Annotated in this window: 9 protein-coding genes; 1 reads left to right on the top strand and 8 read right to left on the bottom strand. The window is 40.5% G+C overall.

The features are described from left to right. The first annotated feature begins 18 nt into the window (after positions 1-18). On the top strand, positions 19-3,171 hold the full coding sequence (locus RHM67_RS10435; protein WP_322232152.1) for a CusA/CzcA family heavy metal efflux RND transporter: 3,153 nt from the start codon (positions 19-21) through the stop codon (positions 3,169-3,171). A gap of 560 nt (positions 3,172-3,731) precedes the next feature. Here the strand turns inward: RHM67_RS10435 and RHM67_RS10430 are convergent. The 8 genes from RHM67_RS10430 to RHM67_RS10395 form a co-directional block, all read right to left on the bottom strand. Next, a complete protein-coding gene (locus RHM67_RS10430; protein ID WP_322230892.1) occupies positions 3,732-4,652 on the bottom strand; it encodes an IS3 family transposase in 921 nt (306 codons plus the stop codon). Between the two features lie 2 nt (positions 4,653-4,654). Continuing rightward, positions 4,655-5,059: a hypothetical protein gene (locus RHM67_RS10425; RefSeq protein ID WP_322227398.1), complete on the bottom strand. Its 405-nt coding sequence runs from the start codon at positions 5,057-5,059 to the stop codon at positions 4,655-4,657. 308 nt (positions 5,060-5,367) lie between these two features. Further along, positions 5,368-9,513 carry a two-component regulator propeller domain-containing protein gene (locus RHM67_RS10420; RefSeq protein ID WP_322232151.1) on the bottom strand — a complete coding sequence of 1,382 codons (4,146 nt, stop codon included), beginning with the start codon at positions 9,511-9,513 and terminating at the stop codon, positions 5,368-5,370. 455 nt (positions 9,514-9,968) lie between these two features. Further along, complete coding sequence (locus tag RHM67_RS10415) at positions 9,969-10,388, bottom strand: Arm DNA-binding domain-containing protein (RefSeq protein WP_322232150.1); 420 nt, start codon at positions 10,386-10,388, stop codon at positions 9,969-9,971. 603 nt (positions 10,389-10,991) lie between these two features. Beyond that, the gene (locus RHM67_RS10410; protein WP_322232149.1) at positions 10,992-13,787 is read right to left on the bottom strand and encodes an outer membrane beta-barrel protein; all 2,796 of its coding nucleotides are present in this window, start codon (positions 13,785-13,787) and stop codon (positions 10,992-10,994) included. A gap of 161 nt (positions 13,788-13,948) precedes the next feature. Continuing rightward, a complete protein-coding gene (locus RHM67_RS10405; RefSeq protein WP_322232147.1) occupies positions 13,949-14,935 on the bottom strand; it encodes a FecR family protein in 987 nt (328 codons plus the stop codon). 86 nt (positions 14,936-15,021) lie between these two features. Next, positions 15,022-15,606, bottom strand: a complete 585-nt coding sequence (locus tag RHM67_RS10400; RefSeq protein WP_322232145.1) for an RNA polymerase sigma-70 factor — start codon at positions 15,604-15,606, stop codon at positions 15,022-15,024. A gap of 514 nt (positions 15,607-16,120) precedes the next feature. Next, a complete protein-coding gene (locus RHM67_RS10395; protein ID WP_322232144.1) occupies positions 16,121-17,812 on the bottom strand; it encodes an ATP-binding protein in 1,692 nt (563 codons plus the stop codon). Positions 17,813-18,244: the final 432 nt, after the last annotated feature.

Genomic DNA, 18,244 nt, shown 5'->3' with positions numbered 1-18,244 from the left:
CTTAATCAATCATATTAAATGACTAAGTTTCTTAAGGGGCTTATAGGGTTCTCTTTAAAAAATAGGTTTCTGATTTTGGCCTTAGCCGGATTATTGGTGGTTGCCGGCGTAATAACTTTTATACAGATGCCCATAGAGGCATTCCCGGATGTAACTAATACTGAGATAGATATTATTACCCAATGGCCCGGCCAAAGCGCCGAAGCTGTTGAAAAACTGGTTACCATACCAATAGAAATAGCCCTTAACCCCGTACAGAAAAAGGTTAGCCTGCGTTCTACAAGTATATTTGGGTTAAGCTACGTAAAGGTAATTTTTGATGATGGCGTAAAAGACCCCGAGGCAAGGCAACAGGTAATGTACTTGTTAAATAACGCCACGCTGCCAACCGGCATTAACCCTTCTGTGCAGCCCCCTGTAGGGCCGACCGGCGAAATATTCAGGTACACGCTCAGAAGCTCTGTAAGGGATGTTAGGGAATTAAAAACAATACAGGATTGGGTAATAGACAGGCGGCTAAGGGCTATCCCCGGTATTGGTGATATAAACAGTTTTGGTGGTAAAACCAAAACCTATGAAATCACAGTAAACCCTGAGAAACTCGCCACTCTAAACATTACTCCGCTCGATGTTTTCACTGCCGTGCAAAAAACCAACATTAATGTTGGCGGCGACATGATAATACAGAACAACCAGGCCTTCGCAGTTCGGGGATTGGGATTATTAAATGACATCAATGAAATAAAAAACATCATAGTAAGCAATAACAGCGGGGTACCGGTATTGGTGAAGGATGTGGCAAATGTTGAAATATCAAACCTGCCAAGGTTAGGCTGGGTAGGCCGTAGTGATGCTATTGTTGACAAGAATGGCAAAAGGCGCATTACAGATGATGGCGATGCTGTGGAGGCTATTGTTGTAATGCGTAAGGGTGAGAACCCCACTGAGGTTGTACAGGCCTTAAAAACAGAGATAGATAAATTAAATAATGATGTACTACCGGCAGATACAAAGATAGTGCCTTACTATGATCGCACTAACCTCATCAACTACGCAACTCATACAGTTCTGCATAACCTCATAGAGGGTATTTTACTTGTTACCTTCCTGGTGTCGCTATTTATGTTTAACTGGCGTACTACACTTATTGTATCAATAATAATTCCGTTGGCATTATTGTTCGCGTTTATATGCCTGCATTTAATGGGTATGTCGGCAAACCTGTTATCACTTGGCGCAGTCGACTTCGGTATTATTATAGACGGTGCCGTGGTAATGGTTGAGGGTATGTTTGTGATACTGGATCATCGGGCCGTAGAGCTCGGTATGGATAGGTTCAACAAAATTGCAAAACTTGGCCTCATCAAAAATAATGGTGCAGTTCTGGGTAAGGCAATCTTTTTCGCAAAACTCATCATTATAACGGGTTTACTGCCGGTGTTTGCCTTTCAAAAGGTTGAGGGTAAATTATTTTCGCCGTTGGCCTATACGTTAGGTTTTGCATTACTTGGTGCGCTAATAACAACGCTTACCCTTGTACCGGTACTAATAAGCCTTTTGCTCAAAAAAAATGTGCACGAAAAACACAATGCTTTTGTACACCACCTAACCGCCTTTATGCTGGGGGGCTTTATTAGGGCTTTTAAAGCAAAAGAAATTGTTGTAACAGTATCCTTAATAGCAATGGGTATCGGTCTGTTTTCATTTAAATTTCTAGGCAGCGAATTTTTGCCCGAGTTAAATGAGGGTGCCATTTGGCTTAGAGTGCAGTTGCCCTACAGCGTTTCGCTCGATGAATCTGTGGCAACCTCAAAGCAAGTTCGAAAAATATTGATGACTTTCCCACAGGTACAGTATGCAGTTTCGCAAACCGGGAGGCCGGATAACGGTACAGATGTTGCCGGTTTTTACAATAATGAATTTGATGTGTTGATGTACCCGGAAGATGACTGGGAACCAAAAATAACTAAAGAGGAGCTGATCAGCCAGATGAACGCCAAACTCTCCAAATTACCTGGCACCGACCTTAATTTTTCTCAGCCGATAAGTGATAATGTGGAAGAGGCCGTATCTGGTGTTAAAGGATCTATCGTAGTTAAAATTTACGGAGACTCATTAAATTACATGGAAAATAAGGTGAATGATGTTTACCATATTTTACAAAATGTTAAAGGTATAACAGATCTCGGCGTACTTAAAAGCATTGGTTTGCCGGAATTGGATATACAGCTCGACCAGCAAAAAATGGCACAATATGGTGTTGCCACTGCTGACGCTAACTCGGTGATTTCTATGGCCATTGGCGGCCAGGCTGCATCTACGTTATATGAAGGTATCAGGACCTTTGATATCAGAATAAGGTTCCCGGAAGCTTTCCGCAAGAGCCCTGCCGATATTGGTAACCTGCTTGTACCAACTCAAAATGGCGCAAAGGTTGCCATTAAGCAGATAGCTACAATTAACCAGAAAACCGGACCCTGTTTAATTTTTAGAGATGGTAATGAACGATACTCCACCGTTAAGTTTTCTGTAAGGGGCCGGGACATGGGTAGTACCATTGCAGAAGCGCAGGAAAAAGTAGCCGACAAGGTGAAATTAACCAGGGGTTATCATATTGCATGGCAGGGCGATTTTGAGAATCAGCAACGTGCACAAAAACGCTTAACCCAAGTAGTCCCAATAAGCCTTGCGTTAATAATGTTGCTACTTTTCATCATGTTCGGCAACATTAAAGATGCAGCGCTGGTATTTTTAAACGTACCATTTGCAATTGTGGGTGGTATAATTGCCTTGTTTGTTACAGGCACTAACTTTAGTATATCTGCAGGTATCGGTTTTATTGCCTTGTTTGGTATTTGTATTCAGGACGGTGTTTTGCTGATCACTATTTTCAAATATAACTTAGAGAACATGAAAGTGGGCGTTAATCTTTATACTGCTATAAAGCTGGGCGTAAACTCCCGTATAAGACCCGTAATGATGACGGCTTTAATGGCGGCGATAGGTTTATTTCCCGCAGCAATCTCACATGGTATTGGTTCAGAAAGCTCTCGGCCATTAGCCCGTGTTGTTATTGGGGGCATACTTTGCGCCATGATATTTAGCCTTTGGGTTTTTCCTCTTATTTTCGGTTGGGCCTATCGTAATAAAGCACCTTTAAAAGCTGAATAATTGAAAAGCACTGAAGGTTTTGATTCAACATTTTTTGGTTATTATTCCTATCTCGAATAAAAAAATACCTAATGATGTATTGTTACGATTTTAAATTTGTTTAAGAAAGCGAAAAAGCCTTTCAAAAACATAACTGCTTCGTGTACTGGAGATTCCGAAAGGCTTGACCATACAATTCCGTAGACTTTAGGGCACCGATTTGTTTAATGAATTTTCAAAGTCATTGTTATAAGTCAATAAATTAGCCTGGTCAAAGTGTCACGGAATCGATTTATCGCATTCACGGAATCAGGTGGTCAATGGCCCCGGAATGTCCAGTTCCGTGTCTCGTCCTGGTTTTACTTGTCGTTTTTGAGTAGTAATACTGGAATCGGTTTACACCGATATTTCATTAGTCCTGCTTTTACTTTACAAGGGTACGCCTTTTATTTTCTTAATAGCTGAAAGCTTACCTCTTATTGTTATTATTAGCGTGTTAGGATGTGGGAAACTCCTTCAGTTTTCCATATCCTAATGCGTTTTTCTTTTTTGCTTCTTTTTTTCTTTTTGCCAGCACGGTCTTAAATGCCAGTAACCTGATTTTCCTCCTTTCCTTTTTTGGGGCGTGGATATCCCTTCCAACGCTTTTTGATTTCACCGGACATGCCATGAGCCTGCTCCGGTGTATGGTAATTTAAGCTTGCGTGTGGACGCCTATCGTTATAATGACCAATGATTGCTACAATGCATTTCTTTGCTTCCTTGTGGTTCTGATAAACCTTTTTAGGAAAGAACTCATTCTTGATAATTCCGTTAACGCGCTCGGCAAGTGCATTTTCATAAGGACTGCCGCTTTGAGTCATACTAATGGCGATCCTATCCTGGTTTAGCAGTGCTGTATAATTCTGGGAGCAGTATTGTATTCCTCGGTCAGAATGATGTATCAGGATAAATGGAGATAGCCGTTTCCTTCCGTCTACTGCCATTTCCAGGGCTCCAATACATCCAACTGCTTCCAGGCTGGGATGCAGGGCATATCCAACGATTTTTCTGGAATAGGCATCTGTGATCAGGCTCAGGTAGCTGAAGCCTTCCAACGTACGGATATAAGTTATATCACTTACCCAGAGCTGCTCTGGTGCTGATACGGTTAGGTGCGTGATCAGGTTAGGATATTTTCCTAACCAGTGATGAGAATCTGTTGTTTTCACCATGCGTCTTCTTCTGCGAATCAATAAGCCGTGGAAACGTAGCAGGTCATACAGCAGGTCCCGGCCCATCTTTATATCATGTTTTTCCATCTCCGGAATGAGCATATGTAATAGTTTTCTGGTTCCAAGCATAGGAACAGCAGCACGGAACTCACCAACCAATGTCAACACAACCATATGTGCTATGCTTGTCCTGGCAGCCTTATGATGAGCTAAATAGTAAGCCTGACGGCTTACACCAAACAGTGCACAAATAGCTACCAGGGTGTATTCTGGCCGCTTTTGCCGCATTCTTAAGACTGTTTGGTACCACGCTTTTTTCGGATCTTGATATGTAGGTCACTTTCAGCTACCTCGATCATCGTTTCCAAGGCAAGGTTCTTTAATTGAGATAGCTCTAATGCCTTAGTAAGCTCATGTATCTTCTTTACGAGTAACTTTGATTCCTGACTTTGGGTCATCCCGGGAAGCGCTGAGGAATTGTTGACATTCAGCAAAGTAGTCAAATTAAGCTTACCTGCCCATGCCTTTATGGTGTTTCTTGGAACCCGGTATTTCCGGCTTGCCCCAAGGCAACTGATCATCCCAGTTTTTATTTCTTCGACAATCTTTATTTTGGTCTGCTCATCGACCTTATCAAATGGCTTCCGCCTAACAACAATTGCGACTTTCTTCTTTTTTACTGATACTGCTTTCATTTTCTTGTCTTTAGTGACAAGCTATATCAGGACAAGACATGGCGTAAACTACAATTTTGTTGACGCAAACATCAGGTATCAGATCAAAGACACCAATTTGGATCTGGAACTAAGTGGGGCAAATATTTTTAATATCAAAAATTACAATATTCTGATTCTTTCTTCTAATAGTCATACATCAATTACCGGCTCGTATAGTACTTATAAAAGCAATCTTTACCTTGTAGTTTGCATTTGAAAGTATTTTAAGCTTCTTAAATAAATCTAAATCCTTTTGATGCACTATAACTCATAAAACTTATCAGGCGTTAATTTTTTATGTTTTGACCCCATTTCTCCAGAACGGCGATGATCTCGGCAAGCTTCATTGGTTTACTCAAATAGTCATTCATGCCGGCCTGAAGACAGGCCTCACGGTCTTCCACCATGGCGTTGGCGGTCATAGCCACGATAACGGGCTGTTCGCTGAGATGTTCCCGGATAAAACGGGTCGCCTCCAGCCCGTCCATTTCCGGCATCTGGATGTCCATCAAGATCATATCGTACCTACGCCGCGCTATGGCCTCCAGGACTTCGTGGCCATTAGCAGAGAGATCGGGTGAATACCCCATCTTTTTAAGGATGTGCATGATCACTTTTTGGTTGACCATATTGTCCTCCGCGATCAGGATATCCAATGGAAAACGTTGGGCCATTTCTAAGGTCAGCTGGCCGGGTAAAGTTTGTACGGGCCTCGGCGCAGCCTCCTCATCCCTTAACTGGTCTATGATCTGTTTATATAGTAAATCATGTTTGACCGGTTTTGTCACTACCACATCGAATAAGCCCGCATCAGTTTTTAAACGATCATAACCTATTGAACTAAGCAATATCAAATGTAATTTCTTTTGCATTACACGAACGCGTCGGGCGAGTTCAGCCCCGTTCATGACCGGCATATCCATATCGGTGATTACGAGATCGAAATTGTCTTTTTTTATCAGCTCAAGCGCTTCTTCTCCTGAAGAGGCAGCCAAAGGCAAAAAACCCCATTGTTTTAACTGGGTCATCAGGATATTACGGTTGGTGTCATTATCGTCTACGACGAGGATAGTTTTTAATCTAAGGGCATCGGTATTTAAGTTAACGTACGTTCGTTCGCTTTTCTGTCCCGCTTTCACCTGAACAGTGAATGTAAATGTTGCTCCCGATCCCGCTTCGCTGCTTACCGATATGGTTCCCCCCATCAGGTTGATCAGCTTTTCGCTGATCGCGAGGCCTAAACCGGTACCGCCATATTTGCGGGTCGTTCCGGAGTCAACCTGTGAGAATGCTCTAAATAATTTATGCAGTTTGTCGGCGGGGATACCAATGCCGGTATCCCGTACAGAAAACTGCAATACCAGGTCGCTTTCTGTGACACCGGCGAATTGAATATCAATAAATACTTCTCCCTTCGAAGTGAATTTCATGGCATTTCCAACCAGGTTAATTAAAACCTGTCCAAGACGCAAGGGATCGCCGATGATACGGGGAGGTACGTTTGGTGCCATTTGGTAAACCAGGTCAAGCTTTTGCCTGGATGCTTTTTCCGCAAAGATACCCAGGACCCCTTCTACGCAGTCGCGCAAATCGAAATCATGCGCTTCCAGTTCCATATGACCCGTTTCGATCTTCGTAAAATCCAGTATATCATTGATAACGTTTAACAGAGAATCCCCGCAACTCCTGATCGTATCGGTGTATTCCTCCTGTTCGGTTGTTAATTTAGTATTTGATAACAGCGTCGCCATCCCGATAACACCGTTCATCGGTGTTCTGATCTCATGGCTCATTGTCGCTAAAAATATACTTTTGGCCTTATTGGCGTCGTCAGCATCTTTCCTCGCTTTTTCTGCCTCCTCCCTTGCTTCTTCAGCCTCTTCACGTGATTTCCGTTCTTCTATCGTTAAACGGGCCAGACTTTCCGTACGTTCCTTGACCTGCTTTTCCAGTTGACCCCTTTGCCGGTTAATCAGCCGGATGCGGTAACGGAACAGACCATACACGGCACTAACGGCAGCAATAATGATGACCGTACGGAACCACCAGGTCATCCAGAACGGGGGAATAATATCGATAACGAGCGCCATTGTTACGGGTGACCAGTCACCTGAGGCGTTTTGATATTTGAGTTTTAACCGGTAGACACCCGGAGAAAGATTTGTATAGGATGCGGAATTTTTGTTTCCAACCAAATTCCACTCCGGATCGAAGCCTTCTAACTGGTAAGCGTATTCCTTTTTATCCGGTGAGGCATAATCGAGCGCTGCGAACTCGAAAGAGAACACGGATTGTTTGTGGTTGAGTTTTATGGCCCTGATCTCAGATATGTCTTTTTTTAGCGGCGAAGGGTCACCTGCGTTTTGCGCGACTGTGAGCGGCTTATTAAACAATGAGAACGAAGTGAGTATTATTGGTGCGAACCCCTTGGAATTGATAACTTTACCGGGGTCGAACACATTAAACCCGTTTACCCCGCCAAAGTAAAGTTTGCCGTCACTTGTTTTCAGTGCTGAATGGGGTTTAAACTCATCAGCCTGGACCCCATCTTCAGTGCTATAATTTTTAAATATTTTTGTACGAGGGTTAAATTGTGTCAGACCGCCATTGGTACTGATCCATAACATGCCTTCTGCGTCTTCCCTTATGGCATAAATGATGTCGCTGGGCAAACCATCCTTTTTACCAAAAATGGTAAAATGCCCGGTAACCGGGTCAAAAAGGTTAAGCCCTGATAAAGTACCTAACCAAAGCCGACTTTTACTGTCTTCAAATATTTCTGTCACCCCGTTATTACTGATACTGTTCCTGTCTTCCCGGTGTTTATAATGCACAAAGGTCCCTTTGCGGCGGTCAAGCAGGTCAAGTCCTGCATCGGAGGTACCCAGCCAAAGCTTATCATTACGGTCCTCAAAAAGTGCATAGATGCGATCGCTGCCCAGACCGTCGGGATTTTGCAGGTTATAGCGGTAGTGTTTAAAAATGCCTGTAGCAGGGTCGTACTGATCCAGCCCGTCATTAAACGTGCTGAGCCACGTTTTCCCGTCGCGGGTATGTAGCAAATTATAAATATTGTTACCGCCAATACCATCGGGCTTTTTCTCGTCTCGTTTAAGATTGGTAAAAACACCTGTACGCGGATCAAAGATACTGGCGCCGTCTCCCCAGGTACCTATCCATATCTTCCCGCTATGATCTTCGTCAACAACCAGTACAAAGTTACCGGTAATACCGTTTTGCCCGTCGGCAGGCTTTTTGTAATTTTTGAAATTGCCGGTTAGCGGGTTGAAAAGATTTAAACCTCCCCCATCTGTCCCCAACCAAATACGCCTCCTGCTGTCCTGGGATATATCCAGCACAAAATTATTAGAGAGGCTTCCTGGCGATGCATTGTGCCGGTAAAGCGCAAAATTAGCTGTGGATTTCCGGAAAAGATTTATTCCCCCGCCAAATGCGCCAAGCCACATATTTCCACTTCGATCCCTGCAAATACTGTAGATCGAGTTACCGTTCAGGCTGTTATAATCCACTTCGTCGTGCATATAGGTATCAAACCTGCCCGTGCGCTTATTCAAAATACTCAGGCCTCCGTTTTCAGTTCCAACCCATAAGTTGCCTGCTTCGTCATTGCCCAGGCTATATACAGCATCGCTGGACAGCGTCCCCGTATCGCCCTCAAGGTGCTGATAGTGTGTAAACCTGTTCATGCCTTGATCGTACCTGAATAATCCTGCATCCTGTGATCCGATCCATAAGCGTTTCTGATCATCCTCAAACAGGCAATAAATATTTTTAGCGGTTAATATGCCGGGCGACGTTCCCATAACCTTGTCAAAGCTATTTCTTTTCGAATTGTAAACGGCTAATCCGCCCGAGGCGGTGCCTACCCAAACTTTTTGGCGGGAATCAATAAAAATGGTCCGTGCATTGTTATCGGCAATACTCATCGGGTCAGCATCATCATGCAGATGATGCTGGAAAGTTCCCTTTTTCAGGTTAAAATAATCAAGTCCGCTATTTTGTGTAGCTACCCAAATATTGCCCGAACTGTCCAAAGCCAGCCTGCTTATAAGGTTGGTAGAGATGGATTTTGGATCCCGGTCATCGTGAACATACCTGGTAAAATATCCCAACTTTCTGTTATACCTGTTCAGCCCTTCTTGCGTGGCAAGCCAAATATTGCCTGCTTTATCCTCCACCATGTCATTGATCATATTATTGCTGATGGAATTACGATTTTTAGCGTCATTTCGAAAAGTGGTAAAACGGTAACCATCGTAACGGTTCAAGCCGTTACGTGTGCCTATCCACATAAGACCGCGGCTATCCTGCCTGACGCAGTTCACGTTGATCTGCGTCAGTCCCTGCTCTGTCGTGATATGATAAAACTTAAGGCTTTCTTTTTGGGCGAATGCTCCAAAATAAATGAACATAGACAGCCCTGCGAGCAGCATGTGCTTGCCGGAAAAACGACAACAGAAACAAAGCATGTAAGACAACTTTTTATAACTCAGGTTACCGTCTTTTACGTTACATTCCTTAATAAAGTTCCCGCTCATCCAATTGCGTTTCGGCCTGATCCAACTTAGCTTGCGTATGAACAAAACGGGGTATATTATAGCCGATACAAAAGAGTCCTCGCGGCTGGCCTATATGATCAACCATTGCCTGCATTTCCCATTGGGTCACCACGTACCCGCCGCTCCCGTCATGTTTGCGTAGCGTTGCGCGAAAAAGCCGCTCTGGAGCTTCAAAACACTTCATTCCAATTTCTTCACAAATTTTCTTATCATCAGGATAAAGTGTGATGGAAAAATACTACCCGGCCAGTGTGGTTGTGCCGAAGCTGAAATTATGGTTATAATTAGGACTAACATAGGTATATACACTATCCAGTCCTATAATAGTTCTTCATCGTGCCTGGCTCCAATAGCTGCCCTTGATCGGAGTTATGATATTCCATTAATTTACAGATCGTAAATCCTTCCTGATCGGCACCTGTAACTTTTTCTTTTAAAAGTTCTGCGGTAATTAACTTCCTTTGAAAAGAAAGTTGCTGGTAACTGTCGATAATTCCGGCTTTAAATTGGTCAAGATATTTATTCAGTTTCGTGATCTCTTCGCGGCTTCCCTTTGCCATTCCTTTGCTGGCATTCCAGTTGTTTTCCTCAATTGAGCGTTTGACGGATATTTCGATACGCTTTCCATTTACGGTAATGCGGGCATAAATTGGTGATTTGCCTGCTTGTGTGGTCTTTTGCTTTTTAAGATAAAAAGCAACGCCAAAGGTGTTGTTTGTGGTACTCATAGCTATTCAATTTAATAATTTACAAAAGCATGGATTTGGCTACTTTGATGTCCCTTTTTGAATAGGGGTACCGGATTGGTTAAAAAACAGGCATCAAAACAAACCAAAAATAAACTAATCAATTAATTGACTATCAGCATATTGCAATGATTTTGGTGACCCAAACGTAGAAAATAAAAATGGGTAACCGAATAGGTCTCATTTTCTTTGATTTTACTTGAATAACTTGGGGTGGAATAAAACAAAAAACCCCTTAAATCATACGATTTAAGGGGTTTCGACTTCGATTGGTATCGCTTTAGTCGGGATGGCAGGACGATTAATCCTTTCCGCAAATAACTATATATCAATAAGTTGATGGAGACTTTTTAGAACTACTCACTGTTTTACTCACATACTCTTTAACAGTGACTAATGCAAATTTAATGATTTCCTTTAAGTTATGCAAGATCAATTCAAACTATCTTCACGCCCCACAATTTAGCTAATTAGATAGGAATTATCTAGAAACCTCAATTTTCCTTTTGTGTCTCCAGGAAGTTCACCTGTTTCTTATTTCCCTGAAAATTAGATTTTTTAAAATTATAGGTTAATACTAACCGATTAGTTCTTTACCCGCCCTTTCTCGCTATCAGCGCTTCCAATATTTCGTTTTTTATTGGTTACCGCTTTACCAAAATTGTAACTAAATCCTAAGGTGAATATCTGTGAATTAAAGCGGTTTCTAAATGAGGCTGTGGCATTTGGAATAAAATTTATAATGCCGTCTGATGTATAGGTATGTAATATGTCACGCCCGTTTAGTCTGATCGATCCCTGATTATGCAATATCTTTTTTTGTATACCTGCATTTAATTGTCCGACGGGGTAGTTAATTTGCTGGCCCGTTGTTCTACGCATTACATAATTGCCGCTTAACTCTAAACTCCATCCGTTTGGAAGTGTGAATTGATTGGTCATGTTTCCTTCTCCAAAGATTAGTCCCTGATTCAAATAGGATGCATACAACTGCCCCTCGAAATATGTCCGAAATACTTGCATATAAGTATTTAAGAACCACCATTTAGTGGGTTCTAACGATATGTTTACAGATGCTCCAATATAAGTGGCGGTGCCTATATTACCAGTCGCGTCAATAAATACATTACCCTGCTGCCTTACTAATTCACTTTGCAAATCACTGATATGATTATAATATAATGCTGTGCTAAACAAACTTTTATAGTTATAAGCAAGTTTGAAATTATCAGAAAACTGAGATAGTAAATAAGGATTACCTGCTGAGTACGTATACTTATCAGCCAGTAAGATAAAAGGGTTCAGATCTTGATAATACGGTCGGCCAATTCTTCTTCCATAAGAAGCCACCAGTGTTTTGGTTCCGGCACTGTCTAATTTATAAAGCACAAAAACAGTTGGAAAAAGATTAGTGTAATGCCTTACAAAAGCGGAATCTGCATGTAACTTATTGCCTAACTGATATCCATTGGCGTTAGTATTCTCTAATCTAAGACCAGATTGCAATGAGAACCGTTTGATGGACTTACTATAGTTGATGTATGCGGCATTAATATTTTCGTTATATAAAAACTGGTTTGAAAGATTATAATTAATAGTGCTTAAGCCGTTGTTAACATCAAAATAATTGGCAGCATTATCTGTATTTACATAACTGCTTTTAAGCCCGGCATCAATTTTTGCGTTACCTATTAACGGGTTCGAATAGTCAACTTTTGCAGTATAAATATTGATATTAGTGGGTAAATTATCTGTTATAACTTGTGTAGCTGTTAATATTCCTGCCGGATTATAGGTTTGATTTAAAAACGATTGATTACTACGGGTATCATATTTTAAATAATCCAGATCAAAAGTAAGAGATCTCCCAATGCTATCAAATTTATGGCTGTAATTTAGATTAACACCACCATTCGTGAAATGACTTTTACTGTTGTTTTGCGCTATAACAACCGAATTTAACACTTGGTTCCCATTATATAACTTGTTTTCAGATGGATTATCTAATGTTGAAGGAGACAACGAACCTGTAAAAACAACTCCCAATGTCGTTTTAGAACTCAGGTAATAATCCATACCCAATTTAAGGTTGGTATTGTTATTTTTTACTTTAACGTATTGGGTCTGTTCAAAGCCGGAAGTAGCGTTACCATTATTATCAAAATAATTGCGGTCGATGTCTATCTGCCGGTAGATTTTATTAATACCATATGATGCATTTGCAAAGAGGTTCAATTTGTTTACCCTGTAATTCAAATTTAGGCTTTCACTTGTTTGCCCATAATCTGCCTGCCCATAACTGGCCGATAGAGAACCATTAAAGCCAGCTGCCTTAGATCTTTTAGTTATAATGTTGATTACGCCCGCATTTCCGGAAGCATCATATTTAGCAGGTGGATTATCCATAAGTTCTATCTGATTTAACGATGATGCAGGCAGGGTTTTTAAATAAGAAGTTAAATTATCCCCGGAAAGATATGTGGGTTTACCATCGATCAATACTAAAACACCAGATTTTCCACGAAAATTGATTTTGCCTGTACCATCAACAACTACACCTGGTGACTTTTCTAAAACCTCCAATGCATTCGCACCATCATTTGAAATTATAGCCCCTACGTTAACAACTGTACGGTCAATTTTCTGTTCTATAAACGCTTTTTTGCCTGTAATCGTTACTTCTTTCAATTGTTTAGTATTTGGACTAAGCACTATATCTGGAATCTGCACAACTATTTTTTCTGATAGAGTCAATGCAACTGACAAGCTATCCATACCCACCGCCGAAATGCTGATCAGATAATCCCCTTTTTCCGAAACCATAAGTTTATAATGCCCGCTTGTATCAGCTTGGGTTGTTTGTACCTTTTGATTGTTGCTAACCTTTTGGATGCTGATAGTAGCAAATTCGACTGCTTTGCGATGGAGATCAACAACTCTTCCAGTAATTTCATATCCGCTTTGCTGGCTATTTTTTTCCAGTAATATATTATCATCAATCTGGCGGAAAGAGAAAAAAGTATTTTGCAGCAACTCCTGTAAAGTTTGTTCTACCGTCCTTGTGCCCAATGGCATGTTTAAACCTGTAAGGGTTTTAATATCCGCTTTACGATAGTAAAAACGCAGGGAGGTTTGCTGCTCAATCTTTTTGAGGCCGCTGGACAGGCTTTCGTCTTGTAAGCTAATAGTCACTTTATCTGTGTGCATATTCTGCCCTTTGGTCGAGGTGGCCATCAGCACTTGGAAAGTGGTTGAAATAATTAATGTGACGACAACGCTAACACGCATTAATTGACGGATAATTTGTTTATTCGATACTGTTAAACCCGAGAGGTACATACACAATGTCTCCGGTTTCCGCATTTTTGCAGAAATATTCATACTTTTAAATGTTTTAATGATTTACACGATGATTTAAAACCCCGGTTTTTCCGGGACACCTGTAAGCCGATAGCCGTCGGTTTACAGGTTATTGCTTTTCTCCTTCCTTGAGGACAAAAGCCGATATGAGCTTAGATGCTTTCCATTTATACAATTTTGATTTAGTTGCAGCCCGGTCCAGTTATAAGGATGCTTCTATCAGATTTTGTTTGATATGTCGCATTATTAAAAGCGCAAATCACTTTTAATATTTTATCCAGGCTTTCGCCATTTAGTGAGGTGCCTGTAAAGCGGCAATCTTTTAATTTGTCATTACTGAAACTGATCTTTACATTAAAGTGCTGTTGCAATTGGGTAACGGCATCAGCAAAGCTCACATCTTCAAAATGCAGATCGCTTTGCTGCCAGGCAACTACTTCGTTAGCATTCACAACTGCATGCGAAGCTTCGGCTTTTAATGTATTAAAGCTGATTTGTTGGTTGGGGGTCAATACGCCTAACAACTGGCTGCCGTTGGCCACACTTACTTTACCGCGGGTTACCGTAACCGCAACGGTATGTTTGCTTTTATCTTCTTTAATATTAAAAGCGGTACCCAATACCGTAGTAAGCACCTTCCCGGTATGAATGATAAAAGCTTTAGCAGCATTATGCTGAATATCGAAATAAGCCTCCCCGGAAAGATAAACTTCCCGGGTTTTGCCGTCAAAAGTCTTCGGATATTTTAATTCCGACCCGGAATTTAACCATACCCGGCTGCCATCGGCAAGGGTGATCTCTTTTTTTTGATGAGCTGGTGCCTGTAAGGCTGTAAGCTGTACAGGATGTAAGCGGGTTTGTAAGGCCGGCCATTGCACGAAAAGCGTGGAAGCAATCAGCAATATAGCGGCGGCAGCAACACTTCCCCATGCCAGGCGGTTCCTTTGCGGAAGCTGTACCACTTTGGCTTCATTTGCCTGAATGGTGCTGTGAATATCTTTAAACACCTCTGAAAGCCATTGGTCTTTGCCGGGTTTATCCAGCGCGTGCCATTCCGCATTGGGGTTTCCATTCTCTTCCAGCCACATTTCCACCAGTTCATTTTCTTCGGTTGTAGTCTCGCCCTGCAAGTAACGATCCAGTAGGGCGACTATTTGATTACGGCTCATTTGCTATCGGTATTTCACAGTAGCCGTATGAAGTGCCGTTTGGTACTATAAGAAAATGAAATATTTTTTTAACCGAACAAAATGGCTTAAAAGAGCCACCAAAATGTAAATGCTATAGCAGGGATGATGGCCAACGACTGGCGCAAATGGTTTAAAGCAGTACTTAATTGGTTTTTTACAGTTTGTTCCGAAAGCTGTAATAGCGCAGCGATCTCGGTGATACTTAAATTTTCTTCCCGGCTTAATAAGTATATCTCTTTTACCCGGGGTGATAATTCGTCCAGCGATTTTGCAATGCTTTGCTGCAACTCTTTGGCCGCAATCTGTTGCTCAATGCCGGGTTCATAATTAGAAGCTAAAGCTTGCATCATATCTGCATATTCCTCGCGGGTAATATTCTTGCGGATCTTGTCTACAATACGGTAACGGGTGGTTTTAAACAGGTAAGCTTTAACATCACGGTCAATTTGAAGTTGCTTTCTTTCCTGCCATAGTTTTACAAATACGTCATGGATAATATCCCTGGCATCTTCCGCATCAAATAATTTGGAACTGGCAAAACTCGCCAACAAACCTGCATACCGGGCGTAAATTTCGGCAAAGGCCGGCTCATCGTCTTTTTTTAAAAGATCAATCAGTTCCAGATCGTTTAAAATTGAGTATGATGCCATTTATCTTTAAAACGAAATTACTATAAAAAAGGAGATATGTTAAGATGGTTTATTGCATTTTTAGTGCTTATATATCGATTAAACACACCATCCCATTTTCAACGCTTAGGCACCAAAAGCGCAAGGCAGGTGAAATGTCAAGGAAGAAGAACCGCTAAAAAAACAATTAAAATGCTTCGCTTGTGTAGCATATGCTTTTCATCCGCCGGTCGGTAACTTTGCCGGACGCGGTGAAATGTGATTATAATATTTGAGTGAGGAAAAAGGCAAATTTGTTATGAGAAAGTGACTTTCACTCTGTCAGAGTAGCGCATCGATCCAAAAGAGGTTATGTCGTAGGGGAATCGAACACGATTAAAACCCAATTGACTTACAATACTTTATATGGTTTCCGATGGACTATGCACCGAATTACTAACCACTTTTTGATGCAGATTATTTACAAATCTTACGATATAAAGATACGAAATTGTCTAAAATTATCCAACTATCTAAGATAGAATTTACTGGTAAATTAGCAATTAATGGCCATCAAATTCCACTGACTAATCTTCTTTACGAGCTGTTCAACTCTTTTTTTCAGATCAGTATAGTTTAAATCTTCATCTTCAAAAAACGCGCAAATTTCAGTTGAAAATGCGTTTTTATAAAGGTCATATTTAATCTTCTTGGTCGAATCAAGGCATTCAATTATATCGCTAAATTTTTGTTCCGCCCCTTGATTGATTATCTCTCCGTTATATGCGCTTTTACTTACCAACCATTTTTTTATAACGTCATTGGCTATGTAATTTTCAATTTCTTTTCCGTTTGTTATCCAACAATTATCATCTCCGATCTCGTTATTTATCCTCGTTTTTGTTTTATTGATTTGCTTTGAGTCCCGATCTATCAAAACAAAGGCGTTTCTGTTAATTCTTAAAAGCGGGATTAGATTGTTTTCAAAGAAAGCTGTATCAAAACTGCAATTTGCCAAAAGTCTACCTCCGTAAAACATAATTACATAGTGTAAACCTTCTTCAAGACTTGGAGCTATTAAACTGATCCATCTATTAATAAAATTACGGTCGCTGGGACCTTCTACCCATATAATGCCGTTGCTTTGTAATAAATCACTCGCTTTGTAACCTAAATCGTCAAGTAAACGATACGAATTTTCAGAATTGTCTACGCGTTCGCTTTTGGATGCCTTTCCGTTATTTGCAATATGATAGATGGATATATTTTCTCTAAGGTTCAGAAAGGTGTTAGAATGAGTAGTTATGAAATACATGTTTTCTGTATCTCGAATCAAAAAATCTAAAAATTTCCGTTGTAATTCAGGATGCAAATGTATTTCGGGTTCTTCAATACAAATTATTTTGTTGCTATAAATAATCAAAGCGCTACACAAAATAATTAATTGATGAATGCCAGTTCCAAAAGAGGACAAAGGCTGGCGAATACCGTCATGAATTGATAATATTATTTTATCTTTTGAATGCGGAATTTCAATATTCAAGTCTTCAATGCCCAACAACTCCCTTACAGTTTTTTGAATTTTATTAAACTTATTTCGTTCTTGTTCTTTTCCGGTATCAGGGTTTTGCATTTCAAACATCTTTGATATGATATTTGAACCGTTAAGTTCGCTGTTTGAACTTTCGAATTTGTTCCCTTCTTGAATTAATCGAAAGTCAGAGATATAAATGACTTCTCTAAAAGCTTTTAACTTATCTAAAATTTTATGGTACACGGTAACTTTAAGTTGATTTATTTGACCTTCTTTGTCATTATTTACGTTTTGTTTTTGAATCTTCCTCAATACATCGATAGGGATTTCATTATCTAATTGCGGTAATGAGATGCTTTTATTTTGTTCGTAAATTAATGTAAAATCGACCTTGAAAGGATTAGGTAAATAAGTGGTCAGATAGAAATCTTCGCTGTTGTAATGTACCTTTTCAGGAATACTTATTTCGTCATGAGTGCAGATAAGCGTTAAAATCGTTGTGTTGTCACAACCTCTATGTATATTTTCATAAACAGATGAAGGAAATTTCTCATGATCATTTGTATGGTTTGATAAAAGACTCAGAAACCTCAGAAAGTTGGATTTGCCACTATTGTTCTTCCCTATAAAAATGTTTATTTTCTGAAGTCCGTCTAAGAAAGCCCCTTCACCATCGAAACTTCTAAAATTTTTTATTCCAAAATCTGTTATCATGCTTGTGTTTGACGCTTAAAATGAATTGGTTATGGTACCATCTATTTATTATCAAATGTACGAATCATCCACTCGTTATTAGACAATAACGCTATCAATCAGGTTATTTAACACACCATCCCATTTTCAACGCTTAGGCACCAAAAGCGCAAGGAGGGTGAAATGTCAAGGCCCTTTAGATTAGCAGAATGAAATCATTAATCAAAAGCTTGTTGTTATTGTGGTTTGGGAATGTGGTAAACTCGTTAGAGTTTTCCATATTTCCACACCTTTTTCTTTTTGCTTCTTTTTCTTTTTGATCAACAATCCTTTGTGGATAAAGTTAACGTGATGAACTTAATGGCAAGGAACAGGGTGAACCATGTCAAGGCCCAGGCTAAAGACCTATGGCCCGTATTAGTCCCTGTTTCAGGTCATTTAGGTGAACTGTGT

This window comes from Mucilaginibacter sp. 5C4, from assembly GCF_034345625.1.
Classification (GTDB): Bacteria; Bacteroidota; Bacteroidia; order Sphingobacteriales; family Sphingobacteriaceae; genus Mucilaginibacter; species Mucilaginibacter aurantiaciroseus.
Note: the sequence above shows the minus strand (reverse complement) of the source record. Positions and strands in the feature narration are given on the sequence as shown.